Below are 23,972 nucleotides of genomic sequence, written 5' to 3'. Positions count from 1 at the left end.
CGGCGGGGACGCGGAGCCCTGCGCCGCACCGGGCGGCCACCCGGCCGGGGACCGGGCTCCTTCCGAGCGATGCGGGTGCCGCGACGTACCTGCGCGAGGTGGCGCGTGTGGTGCCGGCGGCCCTGCGAACCTCCTCCTCGCGGACTTCAGGCGCGCCCCCGGGCCCGCTTGAAGCGGTCCAGGCCCTCCGCCAGGGACACCACCGGCTCGGGGTAGGCGATCCTCGCGCGCTCCAGTGCCGGGACTTTCCAGGGCTCGTGCACGACGGCCCCTTCCACGTGCGCCAGTTCCTCCACCCAGCGCCGCACATACGCTCCGTCCGGGTCGTACCGCTTGCCCTGGGTGACGGGGTTGAGAACCCGGTTGGGCCGGGTGTCGGTGCCCGTGCCCGCCATCCACTGCCAGTTCAGCTGGTTGTTCGCCATGTCGCCGTCGACCAGCAGGTCCAGAAAGTGCCGGGCGCCCACCCGCCAGTCGACGTACAGCGTCTTGGTGAGGAAGCTCGCGGCCAGCAGCCGGCCCCGGTTGTGCATCCAGCCCTCGTGGCGCAGCTGCCGCATCGCCGCGTCCACCACCGGGTAGCCGGTGCGGCCCGCCCGCCACGCCTCGGCGTCCGCCTCCGCGTCCTTCCCGCAGCGCCACCGGTCGCGGCGGGTGCGGTAGTCGTGTGCGGCGGCGTCGGGGCGCGCGGCGAGCACCTGGCGGTTGAAGTCGCGCCAGGCGATCTGCCGTACGAACGCCTCCGCGCCCGCGCCGCCGGCCCTGCGGGCCCGGTGCACCACCTCGACCGGTGACAGCGTGCCGAAGTGCAGGTGGGGGGAGAACCGGGAGGTGGCGTCGCCCGCCAGGTCGTCGTGCCGTTCCTCGTAGGCGTCCACGCCGGAGCGCAGCCACGCGGTGAGCCTGCGCCGTCCCTCCGTCTCGCCGCCCGCGCACAGCCCCGGCGACACCCCGCTCACGTCGCCGCGTTCCGGCAGCGGGGCGGAGCCCACCTCCCGCGGCACGGTGACCGCGCGCGGCATGTCCAGCACGTCCCGCAGGCCCTGTGCGGACCAGCGCCGGTAGTACGGCGTGAACACCGCGAAGTGGTCGGAGGAGGCCGGTGTCACCGCGCCCGGCGCCACGGCGGTGCACACCGTGTCGTGCACGTACAGGCGCCGCCCGGCGGCCTCCAACGCCCGGCGCAGCCGCCGTTCCCGCGCGTGCGCGAAGGCGCTCACGTCGCCCGCCATGTGCACCTCGTCGGCGTCCGCCTCGGCGGCCACCCGGCACACCTCCGTGACCGTGTCGCCCTCGCGCAGCACCAGCCGGCCGCCCCGCTCCCGCAGCCGTGCGTCCAGGTCCCGCAGGCAGTCGGCGAGAAACGCGAGCCGGTTCGGCACGGCGAAGCCCGCTCTGTCCACGGACGGGTCACGCACGAACAGCGGCACCACCCGGCCTCCGCCGTGCAGGGCCGCGCGCAGCGGCGGGTGGTCCGACAGGCGCAGATCGCAGGTGAAGACGACGACCGAGGTCTGCATGGGGCTCACTTCCGCTTCGGGTGGGGTCACTCTCGGATGGTTTCGGCCCGTCGGCCGGTGCCGGATGCGGCCGGTCGACGGCAGTCCCCCGTTCGGGTGCGAGCGCATCCGCGGTGGCCGCCGACGGGGAAGCACTTCGGGGAAGGCATAAGGCGCCGATGCGGAAGGCGGCGTCGTCACCCGCCGACGGGCCGCGCGGAATCCGCTGTGTGCCCGGGCGCGCCGCCCCGAGCCCCCGGCCGGGTGTACGGGGCCTTGCGGGCGGCCTGGCGAGTGGCGCACCTGCGGGGCGCTGGGGGAGCGGAGCGCGCCGGGCCGGCACGGCAGGCGCCACCGGGCGACAGGCCCTTGAGGAGCGAGGAGAGGTGGTGACCGTGGCGGCTGGATCCGTGGTCGCGGACGTCGTCGTGGTGGGTGCCGGGGTGGCCGGGCTGGCGTGTGCCCGCGACCTCGCCGCCGCCGGGCTCCGCGTGCGGGTGCTGGAGGCGGGCGACGCGGTGGGCGGGCGGATGCGGACCGACCGCCTGGACGGCTTCACGGTGGACCGCGGCTTCCAGGTCGTCAACCCGGCCTACCCGCAGCTGCGCCGCCGTGTGCCCGCCCGCTTCCTCGACCCGCGCCCCTTCCTGCCGGGCGTCCTGGTGCACACCGGTGACCGACGGGTCCTGCTGGCCGACCCGCGCCGCCGCCCCGACGCGGTGGCGTCGCTGCTGTCCGGGCGGCTCGCCCGGCCGCGCGACCTGGCGGCCCTGGCCGCGCTCGGCGCCCGCGATGCCCTAGCCCCGGCCCGTGCGCTCAAGCACGCGACCGAACGCACCACCCGCGCGGCCCTGGCCGACGCCGGCTTCTCCACCCCGTTCGTGGAGGGCTTCTTCCGGCCGTTCCTCTCCGGCGTCTTCCTGGAGGACTCGCTGGAGACCTCCAGCCGGGTGTTCCACCTGGTGTGGCGCAGCATGCTGCGCGGTGCGCTGAGCCTGCCGGCCTTCGGGGTGCAGTCCGTCCCGCGCGCCCTGGCCGCGGCCCTGCCCGAGGGCACCGTGCGGCTCGGCACCCCCGTGGCCCGGCTCGCCGGCCGGGGGGCGGTCACGGCAGACGGTACGGAGCTGCCGGCGCGTGCCGTCGTCGTGGCGACCGGTGCCGACGCCGCCGCACGGCTGCTGCCCGGCCTGACCGTCCCCGGCCACCGCACGGTCACCACGTACTACCACGTCGCCCCGCGCTCCCCACTGGGTTCTCCCGTCCTCCTGGTCGACACCCGCCGCCGCGTACTGAACACCTGTGTCCTCAGCGATGTCGCGCCCGAGTACGCCCCGCGCGGCAGCGCCCTCGTCGCCACCTCGGTGCTGGGCGGCGACACCGAGCTCGTGCGGGCGGCCGTGGTCGCGGCCCTGTCCGAGATGTACGGCGCCGACGCCGGCGCCTGGGACCTGCTGGCCGCGCGCACCGTCGAGAACGCGCTGCCCGCCATGCCGCCGCCCTGGCCGCTGACCCGGACCTGCCGCACCGGGCCCGGCCGCTACGTCTGCGGGGACCACCGCGGCACGGGTTCCGTCCAGGGCGCGCTCGCCTCCGGCGCGCGGGCGGCCCGCGAGGTACTGGAGGACTTCGGCGGAAGCTGACCGCGAAACGCGGCTCTCACCGCTTCGCGCGTGCGCTCTCGGTCCCTCGTACCGAATTCTTCATGGGTACTTCCGGCTCCCCGTGGGAGGCAGGTGCGGCTGCTGTGCGGGAATCGGCAGGAATGCGTCCGGACGACGGCGCACACATTGTGGAGCCCTGCGCATTGTTCGAATTGGTATTTCCCGCTCAGGTCTTCCGCCGGTTCGCCGGGAGTCGCTACTGGCATATCCTGTCTGACTGTCACAGCCCACCTCGTTCGAAGTCTCACCGCCGAGGCTCCGCCGCACGCCGACAAGGGAGCCGATGGACCCCCTCAACGACGCTCTCGCACTTCTGGACCTGCGCAGCGCCGACTTCGCGCGCTTGGAAGCGGTAGGCGCGTGGGGGATCTCCTTCGCCGGATATCGGCACATCAAGCTGGGAGCCGTGCTGGAGGGCGAGTGCTGGGTGGAGACCGAAGGAGCCTCGCCCGTTCGGGCCGTGGAGGGCGACTGCTATCTGCTGGGCAACGGCCGTCCGTACCGTCTCTCCAGCGATCCCGCGGTCCCGGCACGACCGAGCGGCGATGTCTTCACGGGCTTCAGGGAAGGCGACACCGTCCGTGTCGGGCCTTCGGACGGCCTCGTGGACTCGGTCGTCGTCGGCTGCGGGTTTCGCCTGGACGCCGCGAACGCGGCGGTCCTCCTCGATGTGCTGCCGCCACTGGTGCACGTTCCGGCGGAATCGGACCAAGCCGGAGCCATCCGCACCGCGCTGAACATGCTTCGTCAGGAGACTGCCGTCCCGAAGATCGGCAGTTCCCTGATCGTCGAAAGGCTGGCGCACATCGTTCTCGTCCAGGTGCTGCGCAGTTATGTCGAGGCTCAGGGCCCCACCGGCCGGGCGTGGTTGACCGCTCTGGCCGATCCCGCCATCGGCACGGCGCTCTCCCTCATGCACCAATTCCCCGCCCACCCATGGACCGTGCCCGAACTGGCAGCGAAATCCGGTATGTCGCGATCGCACTTCGCGGCCCGGTTCAGTGACCTCGTAGGCACCCCGCCTCTTGAGTACCTCGCCACCTGGCGGATCCGCTCGGCCGCACGGGAACTGCGCACCGGCAACCCCACGATCGCCTCTCTCGCGGCGCGATACGGCTACGGTTCGGAAAGCGCCTTCAGTCACGCGTTCAAGAGGGTCATCGGCGTGGCCCCGGGCCACTATCGCAGGCAAGCCCGCTTGCCGTGACTTTCGGCCCGGCGGCGGTCGGGACGGTGAACGGCGGCAACGATCTTCCTGAGCATGCTTGTCCCTCCGGATTTCATGCCCGTTCCTCCGGATATTTGATGTGGCGGATGGAATCGGTGAGGAAGGTGTCGGCGTCGTGTGATGCTGATGCCGGAAGAACGAGCAAAAAGGATGATCGCGACGATGTTTTCTGGTCGAGCATGGCGGCTGGTTAAATTCGGTTCACCGGCGGACTCCATCGAACTCCAGCACCTGACCTGGCCCGAGCCCGCACCGGGGCAGGTGCTGATACGCGTGTTCACGGCCGGGGCGGGACATCCGGACGCGATGATGGCCGCAGGTCGTTTCCCGCTGATGGGAGATCCGCCCTTCGGTCTCGGCGAAGAGGCCGCCGGGGAGGTCGTCGCCGTGCCGTCCGGCTCGCGGTTCTCCGTCGGCGATCAAGTGACCGGCATCACCGGGTTTCTCGACGGCTGGGGAGGATACGCCGAGTACACGTATCTCCGCGAGGAATCCACCATCCGGATCCCGGCGGGGATGACCACCGAGCAGGCGGGCGGATTCCCGATCGCGTTCCGCACGGCGTACGCGGGGCTGGTGGACCGAGCCCCGATCGAAGCCGGCCAGGTGCTGCTGGTGCTGGGCGCCGCCGGAAGCAGCGGCGGAGCCGCTCTGCGGCTCGGCAAAGCGCTCGGGGCGACGGTGATCGCTGTCGCCGGGAGCCAGGAGAAGCTGGACTTCTGCAAGCGCCATGGCGCCGACCATGTCCTGAATCACCGATCCGACGATCTGCCGGCACGCGTCGCGGACATCACCGGTGGCCGCGGAGCAGACGTCGTCTTCGACCCCGTGGGCGGCGAGACGGCCGCTGCCGCGCTGGCGGCGATCGCGCGCAACGGGCGCGTGGTGCTCATCGGCGTGGCCGGCGGGAAGCCCGTGCCGTTGGACTCCATGGACATGCTGCTCCGCAACTACTCGGCCGTGGGCGTCCTTGCCACGCCTGGCAGCCCGGCGGCGGAGGCGGTCGTCTGGGAGCGTCTGGCGGACCTGGCGGACAGGGGTGCGCTGAGCACACCGGTGGGCCGCGTGTACGACTTCCGGGCGGTGCCCGAGATGATCTCCCAGCAGACGGCCCCGGCCGCGGGCAAATCCGTCGTGCGGATCACCTCGGAGTGACGGCGCTCGCACGGGCAGGACGCCGGGACACCTCGGCTCCTGCGGGCTGCCCGAGCGTGTGCGGACCGCAGGGCGGGCCCGCGCGCATCGCCGCCGGGTCGGCCGGAACGCACGGACATGTGGTGCGGACTCCTGAGCATGTACGGTGCACATGCGGCCCTCTAGCGTGGTCGGTGCTGGAAGGATGCCCGGCCAATGCGGCGCGGCATTCGCTTCGTGAAGCCTGCCGGGCGATGACTGACGCGGATCCTTTCGGTCGAATTCATGGAAGCCGAATTCATGGAATTCGTCAGGTAATGGCGACCCGAGGGGACGACGCATGTCTGCTGACACCTACAGTCAGCCCACCATCCTGCTGGTTCATGGGGCCTGGCACGGTGCCTGGTGCTGGGAGAAGTTGGTCCCCGAACTCGCGTCGCGAGGGTGGGACGTCGCGACCGTCGACCTCCCGAGCGCGTCGGCGCAGGCCGAGCGGACCGCAGGCATGTATGACGACGCTCGTGTCATCCGCGAGACGCTCTCGGCGATCCCCGGGCCGGTGGCCGTTGTCGCGCATTCCTACGGCGGAATCCCCGCAACGCAGGCGGCCGCCGAGGCGGACAACGTCTCCCACCTGGTTTACCTGGCCGCGTTCCAGTTGGAGGAAGGCGACTCGCTGGCCAACCAGTCCGGCGGTGCCCTTCCGGCCGGCGACACCGGCACCCTGCCCCCGAATCCGGGGCACCGGGAGTACTTCTACAACGGGGTGACGGACGAGGACGCCGCCTGGGCGGCCGAGCGGCTCGTGCCGCAGAGCATCAGGTCCTTCAGCGAGCCGTTGACCGCCACGTCCTGGAAGAACGTGGAATCCCGTTACATCGCCTGTGAGTTGGACAACGCGATCCCGCCGGCATTCCAGCAGGGAATGGCGGCGCGGGCGGGCAGGACCTATCAGCTGCCGTCGGGGCACTCGGCGTTCTTGTCGATGCCGGCCGAGCTGGCAGAGACGATCGCTCTCGCGATCCTGGACTGAGCGCGGTGGCGTCCCGCGGAGACCGGGCCGAGGAGTCCCGCCACTACGCCCGTTCGAAGGAGAACCGGGCATGTCGTTCGCGCCGTTGTCCGCGCGGACGGCACTCAGCTCGGCCAGGCCGGCAGCCCGCTGTCAAGCGGGCTGCCGCGGCGACCCGGTGAGGAGCGGCAGGCCCAGGCGATCGGCAAGGTCGTGCACTTCGATGCCGAAGGTCTGCCGCACGCTCACACCGTGCTCGGTGATGTCGAACACCGCCAGGTCCGTGTAGACGCGGTTCACGCAGGCGAGCCCGGTGAGCGGGTAACCGCACTCGGACACCAGCTTGGGCGTTCCGTCCCGGGCGAAAAGGTTCATCATCACGAAGACCTTCTTCGCACCGATCGCCAGATCCATGGCCCCGCCCACCGCCGGGATGGCGTCGGGGGCGCCGGTGTGCCAGTTGGCCAGGTCACCGCGTGCGGAGACCTGGAAGGCGCCGAGCACGCAGATGTCGAGGTGGCCGCCGCGCATCATCGCGAAGGAGTCGGCGTGGTGGAAGTAGGCGGCACCGGGCAGTTCGGTGACGGGGACCTTGCCGGCGTTGGTCAGATCCGGGTCGATCTCGGCCCCCTGCGCGGCGGGTCCCATGTTGAGCATGCCGTTCTCGGTGTGCAGAACGACGCCCGCGGTGGGGGAGAGATGGTCGGCGACCAGGGTCGGCTGGCCGATACCGAGGTTGACATAGGAGCCGTGCGGGATGTCGCGAGCGATCAGCGCGGCGATGTCGTGCTTGCTCAGCGGGCCCTGCCCACCGGTCCGTGAAGAAGTGCGGCTCATGCGTGATCAGCCACCTTGACCACACGGTCGACGTAGATGCCCGGCGTCACGACGGTCTCCGGGTCGATCGCGCCGGTCTCGACGATCTCGCGGACCTGGACGACCACGGTGGTGGCCGCGGTGGCCATCACGGGCCCGAAGTTCCGGGCGGTCTTGCGATAGACCAGGTTGCCCATCCGGTCGGCCCGGTGGGCGCTGATCAGTGCGACGTCTCCGCTGATGGGGTACTCCAGTACTTGAAGGCGGCCGTTGATCTCGCGTGTCTCCTTGCCCTCGGCGAGCAGGGTGCCGGCGCCGGTGGGGCAGAAGAACGCGCCGATACCGGCTCCGGCCGCCCTGAGCCGTTCCGCGAGGGTGCCCTGCGGAACAACCTCGAGTTCGATCTTTCCGGCCCGGTAGAGACCGTCGAACACCCACGAGTCGGCCTGGCGGGGGAAGGAGCAGACCACCTTGCGGACCCGTCCCTCGGCAAGCAGCGCGGCGAGGCCGGTGTCGCCGTTGCCGGCGTTGTTGGAGACGACGGTGAGGTCCTTGGCGCCCTGCCGGATCAGGGCGTCGATCAGTGCCACGGGCATACCGGCCATGCCGAAGCCCCCGACGAGCACCGTCGAGCCGTCGCGGACATCCGCGACCGCCTCGTCGGCGTCGGCGTACAGCCGCGCGGTCATCGGCTGCTCCCGGCGACGTTCTCCAGCACGACGGCCAGCGCCTGGCCGACGCCGATGCAGATGGCCGCGACCCCCCACCGCTGCCCGGATTCCTGCAGACGGCGGGCGAGAGTCCCCAGCAGCCTGCCTCCGGACGCGCCCAGGGGGTGGCCGAGGGCGATGGCGCCGCCCTTCGTGTTGACGATCTGCGGATCGACCTCCCAGGCGTCGATGCACGCGAGCGCCTGTACGGCGAAGGCCTCGTTGAGTTCGACGGCGGCGACGTCGGACCAGGAGACGCCGGCGCGCTTGAGCGCCCTGTTCGCCGCCTCGACGGGGGCGAAGCCGAACATCTGCGGGTCCAGCGCGGACACGCCGCGGCCCGCGACGCGGGCGAGGGGAGCGCTGCCGATGCGGTCCGCGGCGGAGCCCGAGCCGAGCAGCACCGCCGAGGCGCCGTCGCTCAGCGGAGAGGCGTTGCCCGCGGTGATGACGCCGTCGGTGCGGAAGGCCGGCTTGAGCGCGGCGAGCTTCTCCGCGGAGGATCCCGGACGGATTCCCTCGTCCCGCCGCAGAACGGTGCCGTCCGCGTGGGTGACAGGGACGACCAGGTCGTCGTAGAAACCCTCGTTCCAGGCCTCGTCGGCGAGACGGTGGGAGCGGACGGCGAACTCGTCCTGGCGCTCGCGGGAGATCGCGAAACGGTCGGCCAGCTGCTCGTTGGCCTCGCCCAGGGAGACCGTCCACTCCTTGGGCATGCGCTCGTTGACCAGGCGCCATCCGAGCGTCGTGGACACCGCGGTCGTGTCGCCGGCCGGGAAGGCACGCTCGGGCTTGGGCAGCACCCAGGGCGCCCGGGTCATCGACTCGACGCCGCCGGTGAGGACGATGTCCATGTCGCCGCTCTCGATGGCGCGCGAGGCGATGAGGGCGGCGTCCAGGGACGATCCGCACAGGCGGTTGACGGTCGTGGCGGGCACCGAGGTGGGAAGTCCCGCGAGCAGGGTGGCCATCCTGCCGACGTTGCGGTTGTCCTCGCCGGCGCCGTTGGCGTTGCCCCAGACGACGTCGTCGATCTCCGCCGGATCCAGGTCCGGCACTGTGGCCAGCGTTCCGCTGATGATGTGGGCCGCGAGGTCGTCGGGCCGGACCCGGGCGAGTGCGCCCGAGAACCGTCCGAAGGGAGTTCGCGCCGCCGAGTAGAGGTAACTGTCGCTCACCTCGTCACCGTATGAGCCCGTCCGTCAGTCCGTCCAAGACCTAATGGCGATCGTTTGATAACCGTGGCTTATAAAATGAGGTGATGATGGAGCTACGGCAGATCCGCTACTTCCTGGCACTGGCAGAGGAATGCCACTTCGGCCGTGCGGCCGCCCGCCTGCACGTGGCGCAGCCCGCGCTCTCGCAGCAGATCAAACAGCTGGAGAAGGACCTGGGGATCGCGCTGTTCGTCCGCTCCACCCGGCACGTCGCGCTCACCGAGGCCGGCCGGCACCTCGTCGAGCACGCGCGCCTCCTGGTCGCCGAGGAGGAACGAGCCCGACGGCACATGACGGAACTGGCCACCGGCCGCGCGGGCCGGGTCTCCATCGGCTTCATCGGCACGGCCACCTACGACCTGCTGCCGCGCGTCGCACGTACGGTACACGCCCGGCTACCCGGGATCACCATGGACCTTCGGGGTGAACTCCTCACCCCCGACCTGGTCGAAGGCCTGCGCGCCGGCACCTACGACCTTGCCGTCCTGCGCGGCACGGCCGGCCACGAGGACATCCGCACCACGCTTCTGCGCTCCGAATCCCTGGTGGCCGTGCTGCCGTCCCACCATCCGCTCGCGGGCCGACCGAGCATCTCGCTGAAATCCCTGGCCGGCGAACCCTTCGTCATCCACCCCGCTCGCTCCTCCATGCACGACCGGGTCCTGGCCGCGTGCCGGCGTGCCGGATTCCAGCCCTCCTCGCTGATGGAAGTCGGCGAGACGGCCACCCTGGTCGTCTTCGTGGCAGCGGGACACGGCGTCGCCCTGGTCCCCGCGTCGGTCCAGAGCCTCAGCCTCGGCAGCGTGGCCTACGTGCCGATCACCGAGAACGAGTCCGTCGACCTGGTGCTCGCCGGCCACGCCCGGGGCAGCACCCCCGCGGTCGAGCAGGTCTCCTCCGTGATCGAACGATGCGCCCACGACCTGGAGTAGTTTGAGCGCCCGATGCCTACCCTGGGGGGATGACGAGCGGGATGACAGGGGTTCCGGCGCGCTTCAGTACCGCCGGTCTTCCCGAGGCCGAACGTGTCGCCCTGTGGGAAGAGCACAATGCGACGGCCCTCATAGGGCTGCGCTGCCGTGCCCTTCAGGACACCGCCCTGGACGCGACGGAGATCAATCTGCAGCTCCCCAGGGTGCACGTGGCCAGGGTGAGCGGCAGCCCGCACGTCGTCGAGCGGCCCCAGGCAGAGATCCGCCGCGTCCCGTCGTACGCCGTGGCCTGCTACCTGACCGTGGCCGGCGACGCGTTCTTCTACCACGACGACGGCGTCCGGCTGCTGCACCCCGGGCAACTGCTGGTGTGCGATGCCGACCAGCCGTTCATGCGAGGTTTCTCGCACGGCCTGGAGGAGCTGGCGGTCAAGGTCCCCCACGACGTCTGGCGCGCGCTCGGCGGGCCGGCGTCCCTGCCGCAGCCGCTCGTCGTCGACGAGGGCGTCGTCCAGACCAGGACCCTCGCCACCCTGGCCGCCCGGGCGCTGCGCCCGGAGACCTCGGCCGGGGTGGACGAGGACGTCCTGCTGGACCTGCTCGCCGCCGTGGTGACCGGGCGGACACCGTCCCTCACCGCTGTCCATCTGACCGTCGCCAAGGCATACATCGACGAGCACCTGGCCGATCCGGCTCTCTCGGCGGGCCGCGTCGCCCGAGGAGTCGGAATCAGTGAGCGTCACCTCTCACGGGTCTTCGCCTCGGGCGGTACGACCGTCCCCCAGTACCTGCTCCACCGTCGCCTGGAGCGCGCCCGGATGCTGCTGCAGAAGGCAGGAGGGACGACTGTGGCCGAAGTCGCGGCGCGCTGCGGTTTTGGATCGGCTTCCCACTTCTCCCACCGGTTCAGGCAGCACTTCGGGCTGCGTGCCACCGACGTGCTGCGTCAGGCCCGGGCGCAGGCCGGAAACTGATGCCCGGCCCCCTCAGCTGCCGTCGGGCGCCAGCACGATGTCGAAGCGGACCCGGGACCACGACCGGTCGCCCAGATCCCGTCCGTCCGGCGCGGGCGTACCCGGCGGCTGCTCGTGGAAGTCCTTGACCAGCGACTCCCTCACACCGAACACGGAGTCGCTGTCGAGGAGTTCGTCACCGCTGACGAAGATGTGCGTCACCAGGGTGCGCAGGGCGGGAGCACTCACCATGAAGTGCAGATGCGAAGCCCGCATCGGCGAGCGGTCCGTCGCCTCCAGCAGACCCCCGACCGGTCCGTCGTGGGGGATGGGATACGGCGTCGGCGTCAGCCCCCAGAAGCGGTAGCGGCCCTCGGCGTCGGTGAACAGGTGCGCCCGCGCGGCCATCCGCTCGTCGCCGTACTGCGTGTCGTAGAAGCCGTCCTCGTCGGCCTCCCACACCTCGATCCGCGCTCCGGGGACCGGTTCTCCGGCGGTGTCGGTGACGGTGCCTTCCACCCAGCACGGCTGTCCGGCCGCGCCGAAGGAGAGGTCGCCGCCCTGGGCGATCTCGGGGCTGTTCTCGACGAAGAACGGTCCGAAGACGGTGGCTTCGGTGGCGTCGCCGTAGGCCTCGTTGTTGACGGCGACCGTCTGCATGGAGACCCCGAGCACGTCGGAGAGCAGGATGAATTCCTGGCGGCGCTCGTCGGTGATGTGCCCGGTGCGGGTGAGGAACTCGATGCCCGTGTCCCATTCCCGCTCGGTGAGGCGGACCTCCCGGACGAACGCGTGCAGGTGGCGGACCAGGGACTGCAGGACCTGCCGCAGTCGCGGATCCGCGCAGCCGTCGAAGGACTCGAGCACCTGGCGGGTGATGTCGGCCTCCCGTTCCAGCTGCGCGGCGGAGACCGGGGTGCCGGGGGTGGTGACGTGGGTCATCGGGGTTCGGCTCCTTCCCATGCCAGGCGTACGAGGCCGGTGATCGCGTCGAGGGTGACGGGCCGGGGGTTGCCGGCGGGGGCCGCCGCCAGCACGGCCTGGGCTGCTTCGATGATGCCGTCGGCTGGCATGCCGAGCTCACGCAGCGAGCGCGGGGCCTTGAGCTCGTCATACAGCCGCGCCAGCCCCTCCGTCGCGGTGGGCGCGTCCAGGGATGCCGCCAGACGCCGTTCGGCGTCCGGAACGCCGGGAGCGTTGAATGCCAGGACGTGCGGCAGGACGACGGCGTGGGTCTGGGCGTGCGGCAGGTTGAACATGCCGCCCAGCACATGGCAGATCTTGTGGTGCAGACCGGAGCCTGCCGACGCGAAGGCCGCCGCGGACAGGTAGGCGCCGTACAGTGCCTTCTCCCGGCCTTCCAGTGCGTCCGGTTCCGCGGCGACCAGCGGCAGACCGGTGCGCAGGGCCCGGGCGCCCTCGACGGCCAGGGCCTGGTTGAGGGGGTCGGTTCGAGGGGCCCACAGGGAGTCCACACAGTGCGCGAGGGCGTTGAGGCCCGAGGCGACACTCAGCGTGACGGGCAGACCGAGGGTCAGTGCGGCGTCGTAGACGATCGCGCGGGGCAGGACCTTCGGATCGGAGCCGGTGGTCTTGACCGCGTTCTCGGTCAGACCCCAGACCGCGGTGGCCTCCGAGCCGGCGTACGTGGTGGGTACCGCGACAATCGGCAGCCCGGTGGTCAGCGCGACCGCCTTGGCCAGGCCGGTGGTCGAGCCGCCGCCCACGCTGACCAGGGCGTCCGCCTCCCGCTCCACGGCGGCGGCCCGCGCCCGCCGCGCCACCTCCACCGGGACGTGCATGGCGACGTCGTCGTGCCGGTGGACGACGGGAAGGCCGGCGGTGACGCGGGCGGCCGGTTCCGCCTCGGCCGTCCCCGCGATCACCATCACCCGCTGTGCGCCGAGGGTGGCGACTTCGGCGGCGAGTTCCTCGGCCGCGGCGCCGGAGGCGAACCTCACCCGCTGCGGCAGCGTGTCGTGTACGAACCGCACGGGTCAGTTCCTTCCCAGGAGCGAGAGCAGGGCATCGCGCAGTTCGTCGGCAGGACGCTCGGGCAGTTCCGCCGCCCGCCAGGCGATGTGCTTGTCGGGCCGGACCAGCAGGACACCGCTCTCGCTGATCTCGCGCAGCTTGGCCCAGTCGTAGTAGAGATCGGTGACCTCCTGGCCGGGGCCGATGACCACGGTGCCCAGCGGGACGCCGAGCTCGTGGCCGACCTTCTCGGCGGCGTCCTGCCATGCCTCGCCCGCGATGCCGGTCAGCAGGGTCCAGCGGTCGTAGGGGGCCAGGTCCATCAGGGCGTGGCGGTGGGCGTTGTCGCCGACCCAGGCGTGCGGCAGGTGCGCGCCGGGGACGGTGGACATCTCGTAGTAGAGGTCGGCGTCGCGGGCCGGGGCGGGCGGTTCGGCACCGTCGGAGAGGACAGCGGCCGAGGTGTAGTGCTGGCCGAGCTCGACCCCGTGGGCGTTGAACTCGTAGTTCTTGAGTTCCATCGCCCGTACGAGGGCCGCCCGCTTGGCGGCGCCCGCAGGAGTGTTGGCCTTGCGTTCTTTGATGGCGGCAGCCATCTCGGCCCCGGTCTTGGCCTCCAGGACGCCCAACGCCGCGAAGATGTCGACGAATTCACGGCTGGACTTGTTGGCCCTCTTCACGATGCGCTCCGCGACCGGTGCCCGCTCGGCGGTGTAGGTCTCCAGCAGGCCCGGCCCCGCGTGCCCCTTGAGCACCGCGGCGATCTTCCAGGCGAGGTTGTAGGAGTCCTGGACGGAGGTGTTGGAGCCCAGGCCGTTGCTCGGCGGGTGCCGGTGGACGGCGTCGCCCGCACAGAAGACCCGGCCCGACTGCAAGCGCGTGGCGTACATCTCGTTGTTGCCCCACAGGCTGGTGCCGGTGATCTCCACCTCGAGATCCGGGATCCCGATCAGATTGCGCACGATCTGCCTGGCGCGCTGCTCGTCGACGACCGGGGGCTCCTCGGCGATGTCGTAGCCCCAGACGATCAGCCACTCGTTCCACGGACGGACCATCCGCACGAGTCCGGCGCCGATGCCGCCCACATGGGAACCCGGCTGGATGACCCAGTACAGGACGGACGGCCGGTGGGCGACGTAACGCGCGATGTCGGCCTTGAACGTGATGTTCATCGAGCCGGCGATGTCCATCGCGCCCTCGAACGGCAGGTCGAGGTCCGCCGCCACCTTGGACCTCGCCCCGTCCGCGCCGATCAGGTACTTCGCGCGGATGCCGTACTCCTGGCCGGTGAGCCGGTCCAGCACCTGCACGGTGACGCCGTCGGCGTCCTGGACATGGGAGAGGTACTCGGTGGAGAACCGCGTCTGGGCGCCGCGCTGGGCCGCGTTGCGGACCAGGATCGGCTCCAGGTAGGTCTGCGGGATGTCGACGGTCAGGCACGGCGAGGCGAGCCGGTAGTCGGCCTCCCGGTCGGGGCGGGTGCCCCAGGTGTGGATCCGCCCGATCTCGTCACCGGAGATGCTCGTGCAGAAGACGGTGTCACCGACCAGGTCGTGCTCGGTGGCGTCCGCCAGCACCTGCTCCTCGATGCCGAGATCGCGGAAGACCTCCATGGTCCGCTGGTTGGTGATGTGCGCGCGGGGGGTGTTGGCCGTCCACCGGTACTTCGTGATCATGATCGTGCCGACGCCGAGGGTGGACAGCAGCAGCGCGGCGGACGCGCCCGCGGGACCCGAACCGACGACCACGACGTCGGTTGTCACGACCGCGTCGGTGGGCAGTTCGGTCTCGGAGATCCCGTCGTTGAACATGGGCATCGTGAGAAGCCTTTCATCGAACCGGCCCCGTCGCCGGCGATGCCAGTGTGGGATCGACCGGGCGGCCGGGGAACGGTTCGGTGCTCAGGTCGGCGGGAACGCCAAGGCATGGCGGATCGGTGAAAGCAACGGCACCGTCGACTCGTACCGCAGCCGGGCTTTCGACGCTCCCGGCGGCTTCGCCGCGGTCCTGGCCGCAGAGCGCGGCGGCTGCTCTGAGCCGGCTGCCGGCAGGTGCCGGGCCCGCCGGGCCGGACGTCCTGGGCGGCTCAGCACGCCTCAGGGGCCCGGACTTCTGAAGCCGCGCCCGGCGTCCGCGGCGCCAATGTGACGACGTGGTCGGGTGGTTCCCCTCGGTGACTGTCCCCGACAGCCGCCGGAGCACGGATGCCGGGATGCTGCCGGACGCCGCGCCGGAGAGTGGCCGGCGACCCGTTGAGTTGTTTCATGGGGTGTCAATACTCCGGACGTCATGGAGAGGTGAAGGCCCCCGTGGCCCTGTCGCGGCTCATGTCCACGCCGTTGACTCCCGCACGGGCCGGAGCGGGCGTTCGTCCGGAGCTCTACAATTGAAGAGTTCTTCAATTGGTTAGTTGCCGTGGAGTCTAGGTGGGCCGGAGCCCGGAGGTCGCAGTGAACGAAGTCGCCGAGGCGCTGCCGGCGCGGAGGCACGGGGTGGACGCGGGGTGAACGGGATGCCGGTTCCGCTGTACGAGGCGAAAGCCGAGTTCTTCCGGATGCTCGGTCACCCGGTGCGCATCAGGGTGCTGGAGCTGTTGCAGGACGGGCAGAAGCCGGTGCGCGAACTGCTGGCCGCGATCGAGGTCGAGCCGTCGAACCTGTCCCAGCAGCTGGCCGTGCTGCGCCGCTCGGGCATCGTGACCGCCACGCGCACGGGTTCGACGGTGGTGTACGAGCTGGCGGGGGGCGATGTGGCCGAGCTCCTCGCCGCCGCGCGGCGGATCCTGGCCGCCTTGCTGACCGGCCGCCAGGACCTGCTGGACGAGCTGCGCGCCACGGAGCCGGCACGGTGAGCGACACCGGCGGATTCCGGCCGCCGTGGCGGCGCCGGCGGCCGGACGCGGCCGTCGAGCACGCACTGCCCGCGGTGCAGCGGCACATCGCCTCGTTCCGGCCGGGACCCGGGGCGGTGCGCCGGGCCCGGGAAGCGGTCTCCGAGCACCTTCCCGCCGCCGGGGTGGCACCGGGCTCAGCGTTCGCGGACGCCGTGCTGCTCGTGGTCAGCGAGCTGGTCGCGAACGTGCTCCGGCACGCCCCCGGGTCGCCGGTGATGGACGTGGGGATAACCGTCGCGGCCGGGCAACTGGTCGTCAGCGTCGCGGACGCCGAACCGAGACTGCCGGATCTCAGCGACGGGGGCATGGGCGCGGGGCTGCGGATGGTGGCCGAGCTGGCCGCCGACTACGACGGCGAGGTCAGCGCGGAACCCGCCGTCGACCACGACGGCAAGGTCGTCCTCGTGCGGTTCAGCGTCGTGTCGTAGCGGCGTGGACCTCACAGGGAACAAGACAGGGAACAAGGAGGAGACGACACGGTGACAGATCAGCTGTCCGGCCGGCCCAGGTGGAGCGGCGCGCCCCGCGTCCCCATGGGCGGGCGCACCCATGCTTCTCCCGCATGCCCCCACGGGCCGCACGGGCGCACGGTGCTGCGGGGCGGGAACCGCTACAGGTCGTTGCCCGCGTAGGAGAGGTTGAAGCTCTTGTTGGTCAGCGGGAAGTCCGGGACGATCGTGTCCGCCAACGCGACCGGTAGGGCGGGCCAGTTGAAGAAGGACGGGTCGACGGGCTTGACCCGGGTCAGGGTGGCGTCGGGTGCGAGTTCGACGCGGGTGGCGATGGTGCCGCGCCAGCCCTCCACGAGGCCCACTCCGCTGCGGGGGCCCGCACCGGGCGCCGGTGGGGGCGCCAGCAGGGCCATGGGGGCCGCGAGCCCGTCGGCGAAGTGCTCGATCAGGGAGAGGGACACGTCGATCTCTTCGGCGCGGACCAAGAAGCGGGCCAGGACGTCGCCGCCGTCGTGCACGGGCACCTTGAGCTGCTCACCGTACGCGGTGAAGGGGTGCGTCACGCGCGCGTCGTCGGCGATGCCGCTGGCGCGGGCGACGTAGCCGAGGCAGCCGATCTCCCGGGCCGCGGCGGTGTGCAGGACGGCGGTGCCGGTGAAGCGGTCGCGGACGGTGGAGTGGCCGAGCGCGAGGCCGGTGATCTCGCGGATGTCCTCACCGATCGCCTTGAGCCGGGCCGGGTCGGGCAGGGCGCGCAGGGCCGCGCCGCCCGGGACGACGCCGCCGCGCAGCAGCCGGTGCCCGGTGATGTCCCGGTTGAGGCGCAGGAGTTGTTCGCGCACCCGTTGGGCGTGGGCGTTGAGGATGCCGTGTCCGACGTCGTTGCAGAGCATGCCGAGGTCGGCGACGTGGTTGTGGATCCGTTCCAGTTCGAGGAGCATCGCGCGGGCGCGCTGCGCCTCTTGGGGGACCTCGGTGCCGGTGGCCTCCTCGACGGCCAGGCAGTAGGCCAGGGCGTGTCCGACGGCCGTGTCGCCGCTGATGCGCTCGGCCAGCGGCAGGCCGGCGGCGACGCCGCGGCCCTGGAACAGCTTCTCGATGCCCTTGTGGACGAACCAGAGGCGGGCCTTGAGCTTGAGGATGGTCTCGCCGACCACGGAGAAGCGGAAGTGGCCCGGTTCGATCAGCCCGGCGTGCACCGGGCCGACCGGGATCTCGTACACGCCGTCGCCCTCCACCTCCAGGAAGGGGTACGGGCCCTCCTGCTCGCCGAAAGCAGGCGGGGGCCCGGCATCGGGGCGCATCGGGTACCAGCCGCGCGGCCAGTGGAAGTGCCGGACGAGACGGCGCGGGAGGGGGTGGCCCTGGGGGACGATGCCGAACAGGTCGCGCATCTCCCGCTCGAACCGGCCCGCCGGGAAGGAGAGATGAGCCAGCGACGGCACTTCCGGCCGGTCGGGGTCGAGACGGACGTTCAGCTCCACGCGCGTATCGGGCGGCCCGGAGGCGAACAGGTACACCACACGTGGCCCGTCCTGGTCGATGTGCGCGGCGACCAGGACGAGCCGGTGGCCCTGGGCGAGCAGGTTCTCGGCATGCTGGGGCAGGGTGGCGGCGCTGCTCTGGTAGCTCTTGCGCATCGCGTCACTGGCCTCCGATCGCGTGGGCGGCGGCGTGCAGCAGGCCGGTGAGCGGGCCGAGGGTGACGCCCAGGGCGGCGCAGGCGGCCAGGCCCAGCATCAGGGGCCCAAGAGCGGACGGACTCTCCTCGCCCGGTGATCCGGGCCCCAGCAGCATCCGGGCCGTGCGGGCGGCCAGCGCGGCGAAAGCCACCAGGACGAGCGACAGGGCCGCCGCGGTGGCCCAGGCAAGGCCGGTACCGGCCGCGAACCCGGCGCGGGCGATGCCCAGTTCGGAGGCGAAGAGACTGAAGGGCGGAAACGCCATCAGCGCCACCGCCGCGAGCCCGAACACTCCGGCCGTCGCGGGCGCTTTGGCCAGCAGCCCGCGTACCCCTCCGATCCGTGCCGTGCCGGTGATGTGCAGGATGCGGCCGGAGGCACAGAAGGCGACCGACTTGGCCAGCCCGTGGCCGGCGATGTGCAGCAGCGCGGCGGACAGGGCGAGCGGGCTGCCGATCGCCGCGGCCAGCGCGATCAGGCTCATGTGCTCCATGCTGGAGTAGGCCAGCATCCGCTTGTAGTCGCGCTGGGCGAGCAGCAGACCGGCCGCGAGGCCGAGGGTGAGCAGGGCGATGGCGGCGAGCAGGACACGGATGAAGCCGGGGCCGAGGGCGGCGTCGGCGATGACCCGGTAGCGCAGGATCGCGGCGAAGGCCACGGACAGCAGGACGCCCGACATGAGTGCGGAGACCGGTGCGGGGGCCTGGCTGTGGGCGTCGGGCAGCCAGGCGTGCAAGGGGATCAGCCCGGCCTTGGTGCCGAAGCCGAGCACGACCAGGGTGATGCCGAGCCGGGTGACGGCCGGGTCGAGGCGGTCGGCGCGCGAGACGAGGGTGGGCCAGTCGAGCGCCCACGCCTCCGGGATGCCGGCCTGCCGGGCCGCGTAGTAGATCAGGACGGTGCCGAGGAAGGCCAGCGCGATGCCGGCCGAGCAGATCACCACGTACTTCCAGGCGGCTTCCACGGACGTCCGGGTGCGGCGGTGGCCGACGAGGAAGGCGGTGATGATCGTCGTGGCCTCGACGGCGACCCACAGCACACCGAGGTTGGCGGTCACCACGGAGAGGCACATCGCGGCCAGGAAGGAGTGGACGAGAGCGTGGTAGCGCCACGCGGTCCGCTCGCTCGCCCGCCCGGCGGCCCGCTCACCGGCGAGATACGCGGGTGCCGAGCCGCAGGCGATCAGGGCGACGGCGCCGACCACGAGCAGCATCCAGGCGGTCAGCGCGTCCGCGCGCAGCAGTCCCGAGTACGCCGTTCGTGGCCCGTTCGCGAGGACGCCGGCGGCGAGCAGGCTCCCGCACGTGAGGATCGCGACGGGTGAGACGAGACCGGCCCGGTCCCATCCGTGCCGGTCAGGCACCTGGCCTGGTTCGGGGGCCTCCGTGACCAGGACGGCGCCCTGTGGGGACACCCGCGGCCGGGCCTCGGCGAGCTGCGCGGGGAACGCCGTGACGGTCGAGCGGGTGCGCGGTCCGGGCAGCGCGTACGCCCCGGCGACCAGCAGCGGAACGGCCGCGGGCGCGGTCAGCAGCAGGGCGGAGGCGGTGGCGTTCATCAGTCGTGCAGCTCCCGCAGGTCGTCGATGTCGGTGGTGCCGAACGCTTCCCGCATCCGGGTGGTGAGGATCTGCAGCACCAGCACCGCCAGCAACACGTCGAAGGAGACGCCGAGTTCGACGATCAGCGGCACCCCGGAGGTGGCGAGGAGCGCGGTGGCGGTGATGCCGTTGTCCAGGAGCAGGAAGCCGACCACCTGGGCAAGGGCCCGCCTGCGGGTGACCAGCACGAAGAAACCGATCAGCACCACGGCGAGGCCGACGGGCAGGGCGCGGGTCGCCGGGGTGGGGTGCAGTTCGGTCAGCGGGCGGGCGACGGCGTAGGCCAGCAGGGTCAGCAGCGCGGCAGTCAGCAGGGAGGCGGCGACGTTGACCAGGGGCTGGGTCTCCCGTACCTCCTCGCTGTGCACGCCGTCGGCGCTGAGCGCGGACAGAGCACGGCGCATCAGATACGGCAGGACACCCGCCCTCAGCACACCGATGCCGAGCCCGACACCGACCAGATCCCAGCGCGCCTCGTGAATGCCGAGGAGCACGGCGAGCACGGCGAGTGCCACCCCCTGCAGGGCGAAGTACCGCACGATCGCCGCCAGTTCGCGCCGCCACAGCACCACCACGGCCGCCAGCAGGAAGGCGCCGCACGCCAGGTCGAGGAGCTGGGTGAACAGGCCGCCGGTCATGACGCTCCGCTCAGGAAGTACGAGGTGGCCACCGCGAGGACCGCCAGCAGGAAGGATCCGGCGAGGAGTTCGGGCACCCTGAACAGCCGGACCTTGGCCCAGAACACCTCGGCCGCGGCCAGCACCGCGCCCAGCAGGACCAGCTTCGCCGCGAACAGCACCAGGGCCACGGCCAGGCCGGCCCACGAGGCGCTGGTGGCGATGCCCCAGGGCACGAACAGCGAGGACAGCAGGCCGAGCAGCAGGGTGAGCCGCAACTGCGAGCCGAGTTCGACCAGCGCCAGGTCGGGACCCGCGTACTCCAGCACCATCGCCTCGTGGATCATGGTCAGTTCGAGGTGGGTGGAGGGGTTGTCGACCGGGAGCCGCCCGGTCTCCGCGAGCACGGCGACCGAGAGGGCGGCGGTGGCCAGCAGACCCGCCGGGGAGGCGAGACGGGCCGGCTCGTCGACCGCGCCGCTGACGATGGCCGGGATGTTGGTGGTGCCGGCCGGAATCGACAGCGCGAACACCGACAGCAGGATGGTCGGTTCCACCAGCGCCGCCACCGTCATCTCCCGGGAGGCGCCCATCCCGCCGAACGCGGTGCCGGTGTCCAGCCCGGCCAGGGCCAGCGCCAGGGTGCCCAGCGCGATCAACGCCACCACCACGATGAGGTCCGCGTGGGAGCTGACCGGGGTGTCGGTGGACAGCAGCGGCACCAGGGCGGCGGCGACCACCGTGGTCGCCACCAGCAGGGCGGGGGCGGCCCGGAAGGCGGGCCCGGTCCCGACGGGGGTGATGGGCTCCTTGCGCAGCAGCTTGCGCGCGTCCCGCCAGGGCTGGAGCACCCCGGCCCCGGCCCGGCCCTCCAGCCGGGCTCGGACCTGCCGCATCCACCCGGTCAGCAGCGGCGCCCCGGCGCCGACCACGACGACCTGCCCGGCCACGGCCGCGTATCCGACAGCAGCACTCATCTGTCCGCCCTCACCAGCCCACGGCCAAGGCCAACAGCAGCAGGACCAGGCCGGCGAAGCCGTAGCCGAGATAGAGGTGCACGCTGCCGCCCGCCAGCCGCCGGGCCGACTGCCCGGCCGTGTTCAGCGCCCGCAACACCGGCTCGTACAGCCGGTGTTCGATCCGGTCGGGCACCCGGCGCTGGAAACGCACCCGCTCCACCAGGTACGCCGACTCCCGCACCGGTGTGACGTTCAGGTCCTGCTCCGGGGCGAGGACGTCGTCGAAAACCCGCTGCAACGGCTCCGCGAACGAGGTCGCCGTGTACGCCATGCGCGGCGTCGGCGCCCCGCCACCGCAGTCCCACAGCCGAGCGTTCGCCCGGCGCCGTCTGCGCCCGTACAGCCGGGGCAGACCGACGGCCAGCATCAGCGCCACGGCCAGGGCGGCCACCACCCACACCGGCGACAGCGCCGCGGAGATGTCGGCGAGCCGCACCTCAAGCCCGCCTCCCGAGACCGCGCCGCCGCCCGGCAGCCCCGTGGCGCCCACAGCCCGGTCCAGGCTGTCGCCCAGCAGCCCGGGCACCAGCGCCAGTACCGCGCACGCCGCCCCGAGCAGCCCCATCCCGGCCAGCATCAGGAAGGGCGCTTCCTCGGCCGAGGCGGCCTGCTCGCTGCGGGGCCGGGCGAAGAAGCCGACCCCGAGCGCCTTGACGAACGCGGCGGCGGCGATACCGGCCGACAGGGCGATCAGCGCCACCGACAGGGGCAGGACGACCGCCACCGCGACGCCCGGCACCGCAAGGCCGTGGATCAGGGACTGCAGCAGCAGCCACTCGCTGATGAACCCGTTGCCCGGCGGCAGCGCCACGGCACCGAGCGCGGCCACCGCGAAGAGGGCGGCGGTGACGGGCATCCGGGAGCGCAGACCGCCCAGCCGGTCGAGGTCCCGCAGACCGGTGGACCGAAGGACGGAGCCGGCCGCGCAGAACAACAGGGCCTTGAACGCGGAGTGGTTGACCACGTGCAGCAGAGCCGCGCACAGGGCCAGTGCGGCGAGCGGCCGGTCACCGTAGGCGGCGAACAGCCCGGACGCCCCCACCCCGATCAGCACCAGGCCCATGTTCTCGCTGGTCGAGTAGGCCAGCAGCCGCTTCAGGTCGGAGGCCATCGCCGCTTGCAGGATCCCGTACACCGCGCTGGCGCCGCCCACCGCGATCAGCCCCAGCCACCACCAGGCGGGTCCGCCGCCGAGCAGGTCGAGGCCGGTGCGGACCAGGCCGTAGATTCCGAGGTTGACCATGGCGGCGCTCATCAACGCCGAGACGGGGCTGGGGGCTTCGGGATGGGCCCGGGGCAGCCAGGCGTGCAGCGGCACCGCGCCCGCCTTCGACGTGAACGCCAGCGCCACCAGCACGAACACCAGCCCCCGGACCGCGGGGGAGACGGTGTGCGCGCCTGCCCGCAGGGCGGCGAAGGTCTCCCCGCCCGCCCCGGCCGCGAACAGCGCCAGCCCGGCGAGCAGCAGTACCAGGCCGAGATGCGTCATCACCGCGTACCAGACGCCCGCCTGCCCTACCGAGGCCCGCTCCCGGTGCTCGGCGAGCACCAGCAGCAGCGAGCCGAGCGCCATCAGCTCCCACAGCACCAGGAACGTGGACACCGACGCCGCCACCGGTACCAGCACCAAGGTGAGGGCGAAGGGCGGCAGCACCGCCTGCGCCGTGCGCGAGCCCAGCCCGTGCGGCCCGTGCCCGGCCGCATATCCGATGCCGTACACCGCGACCGCCGCCACGACGGCCCCCGCCACCGCCATGAACAGCCCTGCCAGCGCATCCACCGCCGCAGGCGCCCCGGCCAGCGGCAGCACCCCGGGGAAGGTGTCCGCCCAGCCGCTGCCGCCCAGGGCGGCCACCCCCGCCGCGCCACCGCCCACCCCCACACCCGCGGTCAGCACTCCGACGGCCGGGATCCGCAGCCGGTACGGCAGCACGATCCCGGCCAGCGCGCCTGCCCCGGCCAGTGCGGTGGCCGTCGCCAGGGCGGCCGGGATCACGCTCACCGTCCGGTCACCCTCCTGAGCGCCGCCACGATCTGGTCCGGTTCCGGCGGGCATCCGGGCACGGCCAGGTCCACCGGCAGGACATCGGCGACGGAGCCCTCGACGCCGTAACCGCCCGCGAACTCACCGCAGTTGATCGCGCAGTCCCCGACCGCGACGACCAGCTTCGGCTCGCCCATGGCGGCGATCGTGCGGCGCAGCGGCTCGGCCATGTTCCGGGTCACCGGCCCGGTCACCAGCGCCACGTCCGCGTGCCGGGGCGAGGCCACCAGACGGGCGCCGTACCGCTCGGCGTCGTACAGCGGGTTGAAGGCGGCCGCGATCTCGATCTCGCAGCCGTTGCAGGAGCCTGCGTCGACACACCGCACCTGCACCGACCCGCGCAGTTCCTCGGCCGCGGAGGGTGCTTCCTCCTCGGGGCGCGGCGGTGCCGGCTCGGCCACCCGGCCGGTGGTGCGGATCTTGCGCAACAGGCCCATGAGCCCTTCCCTTACGGTGAGGACATGTCCGCAGGTGACCTGTGAGTCACCCCGCGACTGGAGTTACGGCGTTTTCCTGGTGCTTGTGCCTG

At 72.0% G+C, this 23,972-nt stretch carries 21 protein-coding genes; 8 read left to right on the top strand and 13 right to left on the bottom strand.

The window, feature by feature from the left end:
• Positions 1-146 precede the first annotated feature (146 nt).
• On the bottom strand, positions 147-1,520 hold the full coding sequence (locus AB0P24_RS35935; protein WP_365801536.1) for a deoxyribodipyrimidine photo-lyase: 1,374 nt from the start codon (positions 1,518-1,520) through the stop codon (positions 147-149).
• 368 nt (positions 1,521-1,888) lie between these two features.
• Here AB0P24_RS35935 and AB0P24_RS35930 point away from each other — a divergent pair, with 368 nt between their 5' ends.
• From AB0P24_RS35930 to AB0P24_RS35915, 4 genes are all read left to right on the top strand, one after another.
• Positions 1,889-3,139, top strand: coding sequence for an NAD(P)/FAD-dependent oxidoreductase (locus tag AB0P24_RS35930; RefSeq protein ID WP_365801502.1), 1,251 nt, complete (start codon positions 1,889-1,891; stop codon positions 3,137-3,139).
• Between the two features lie 304 nt (positions 3,140-3,443).
• Complete coding sequence (locus AB0P24_RS35925; protein ID WP_365801500.1) at positions 3,444-4,367, top strand: AraC family transcriptional regulator; 924 nt, start codon at positions 3,444-3,446, stop codon at positions 4,365-4,367.
• A gap of 183 nt (positions 4,368-4,550) precedes the next feature.
• Positions 4,551-5,543: a zinc-binding dehydrogenase gene (locus tag AB0P24_RS35920; RefSeq protein WP_365801498.1), complete on the top strand. Its 993-nt coding sequence runs from the start codon at positions 4,551-4,553 to the stop codon at positions 5,541-5,543.
• A 319-nt stretch (positions 5,544-5,862) separates the two neighbouring features.
• On the top strand, positions 5,863-6,555 hold the full coding sequence (locus AB0P24_RS35915) for an alpha/beta fold hydrolase (RefSeq protein ID WP_365801495.1): 693 nt from the start codon (positions 5,863-5,865) through the stop codon (positions 6,553-6,555).
• A 132-nt stretch (positions 6,556-6,687) separates the two neighbouring features.
• On the opposite strand, the gene AB0P24_RS35910 is transcribed toward AB0P24_RS35915, so the two are convergent.
• Genes AB0P24_RS35910 through AB0P24_RS35900 form a run of 3 tightly spaced genes read right to left on the bottom strand, consistent with a single transcriptional unit; the run spans position 6,688 to position 9,238 of the window.
• Positions 6,688-7,371, bottom strand: a complete 684-nt coding sequence (locus tag AB0P24_RS35910; protein ID WP_365801493.1) for a 3-oxoacid CoA-transferase subunit B — start codon at positions 7,369-7,371, stop codon at positions 6,688-6,690.
• The gene (locus AB0P24_RS35905; RefSeq protein WP_365801491.1) at positions 7,368-8,039 is read right to left on the bottom strand and encodes a 3-oxoacid CoA-transferase subunit A; all 672 of its coding nucleotides are present in this window, start codon (positions 8,037-8,039) and stop codon (positions 7,368-7,370) included. The genes AB0P24_RS35910 and AB0P24_RS35905 overlap by 4 nt, the downstream gene beginning before the upstream one ends.
• On the bottom strand, positions 8,036-9,238 hold the full coding sequence (locus AB0P24_RS35900) for a thiolase family protein (RefSeq protein WP_365801489.1): 1,203 nt from the start codon (positions 9,236-9,238) through the stop codon (positions 8,036-8,038). The genes AB0P24_RS35905 and AB0P24_RS35900 overlap by 4 nt, the downstream gene beginning before the upstream one ends.
• Before the next feature lie 83 nt (positions 9,239-9,321).
• Between AB0P24_RS35900 and AB0P24_RS35895 the strand changes: the two genes are divergently transcribed.
• Positions 9,322-10,209, top strand: coding sequence for a LysR substrate-binding domain-containing protein (locus AB0P24_RS35895; RefSeq protein WP_365801487.1), 888 nt, complete (start codon positions 9,322-9,324; stop codon positions 10,207-10,209).
• Positions 10,210-10,238: 29 nt separating this feature from the next.
• Positions 10,239-11,183, top strand: coding sequence for an AraC family transcriptional regulator (locus AB0P24_RS35890; RefSeq protein ID WP_365801485.1), 945 nt, complete (start codon positions 10,239-10,241; stop codon positions 11,181-11,183).
• A 12-nt stretch (positions 11,184-11,195) separates the two neighbouring features.
• Here AB0P24_RS35890 and AB0P24_RS35885 read toward each other — a convergent pair whose 3' ends face one another.
• From AB0P24_RS35885 to AB0P24_RS35875, 3 genes are read right to left on the bottom strand one after another with little or no spacing between them, the layout of a single operon-like run.
• Positions 11,196-12,104, bottom strand: a complete 909-nt coding sequence (locus AB0P24_RS35885; RefSeq protein WP_365801482.1) for an intradiol ring-cleavage dioxygenase — start codon at positions 12,102-12,104, stop codon at positions 11,196-11,198.
• On the bottom strand, positions 12,101-13,156 hold the full coding sequence (locus AB0P24_RS35880; protein WP_365801480.1) for a maleylacetate reductase: 1,056 nt from the start codon (positions 13,154-13,156) through the stop codon (positions 12,101-12,103). Before AB0P24_RS35880 ends, AB0P24_RS35885 begins: the two co-directional genes overlap by 4 nt.
• Before the next feature lie 3 nt (positions 13,157-13,159).
• On the bottom strand, positions 13,160-14,953 hold the full coding sequence (locus tag AB0P24_RS35875; RefSeq protein ID WP_365801478.1) for an FAD-dependent monooxygenase: 1,794 nt from the start codon (positions 14,951-14,953) through the stop codon (positions 13,160-13,162).
• Positions 14,954-15,648: 695 nt separating this feature from the next.
• Here AB0P24_RS35875 and AB0P24_RS35870 point away from each other — a divergent pair.
• A complete protein-coding gene (locus AB0P24_RS35870; RefSeq protein WP_365801476.1) occupies positions 15,649-15,987 on the top strand; it encodes a metalloregulator ArsR/SmtB family transcription factor in 339 nt (112 codons plus the stop codon).
• Entirely contained in the window at positions 15,984-16,457 is a 474-nt protein-coding gene (locus tag AB0P24_RS35865) for an ATP-binding protein (RefSeq protein WP_365801474.1), read from the top strand. The genes AB0P24_RS35870 and AB0P24_RS35865 overlap by 4 nt, the downstream gene beginning before the upstream one ends.
• A 182-nt stretch (positions 16,458-16,639) precedes the next feature.
• Here the strand turns inward: AB0P24_RS35865 and AB0P24_RS35860 are convergent, their stop codons facing one another.
• From AB0P24_RS35860 to AB0P24_RS35835, 6 genes are read right to left on the bottom strand one after another with little or no spacing between them, the layout of a single operon-like run.
• Positions 16,640-18,121, bottom strand: coding sequence for an NADH-quinone oxidoreductase subunit C (locus tag AB0P24_RS35860; protein WP_365801472.1), 1,482 nt, complete (start codon positions 18,119-18,121; stop codon positions 16,640-16,642).
• Positions 18,122-18,125: 4 nt separating this feature from the next.
• Positions 18,126-19,721, bottom strand: a complete 1,596-nt coding sequence (locus tag AB0P24_RS35855) for a proton-conducting transporter membrane subunit (protein ID WP_365801470.1) — start codon at positions 19,719-19,721, stop codon at positions 18,126-18,128.
• Positions 19,721-20,401, bottom strand: coding sequence for a hypothetical protein (locus AB0P24_RS35850; protein WP_365801468.1), 681 nt, complete (start codon positions 20,399-20,401; stop codon positions 19,721-19,723). The genes AB0P24_RS35855 and AB0P24_RS35850 overlap by 1 nt, the downstream gene beginning before the upstream one ends.
• Positions 20,398-21,357 (bottom strand): NADH-quinone oxidoreductase subunit H, encoded by a 960-nt coding sequence (locus AB0P24_RS35845; protein ID WP_365801466.1) that lies wholly within the window; start codon positions 21,355-21,357, stop codon positions 20,398-20,400. Before AB0P24_RS35845 ends, AB0P24_RS35850 begins: the two co-directional genes overlap by 4 nt.
• 10 nt (positions 21,358-21,367) lie before the next feature.
• Positions 21,368-23,401, bottom strand: coding sequence for a proton-conducting transporter membrane subunit (locus tag AB0P24_RS35840; RefSeq protein ID WP_365801464.1), 2,034 nt, complete (start codon positions 23,399-23,401; stop codon positions 21,368-21,370).
• Entirely contained in the window at positions 23,398-23,880 is a 483-nt protein-coding gene (locus AB0P24_RS35835) for an oxidoreductase (RefSeq protein WP_365801462.1), read from the bottom strand. The genes AB0P24_RS35840 and AB0P24_RS35835 overlap by 4 nt, the downstream gene beginning before the upstream one ends.
• Between the last annotated feature and the right edge of the window lie 92 nt (positions 23,881-23,972).

The sequence above is a fragment of the Streptomyces sp. NPDC086519 genome, assembly GCF_040686075.1.
Lineage (GTDB): Bacteria > Actinomycetota > Actinomycetes > Streptomycetales > Streptomycetaceae > Streptomyces > Streptomyces shenzhenensis.
Note: the sequence above shows the minus strand (reverse complement) of the source record. Positions and strands in the feature narration are given on the sequence as shown.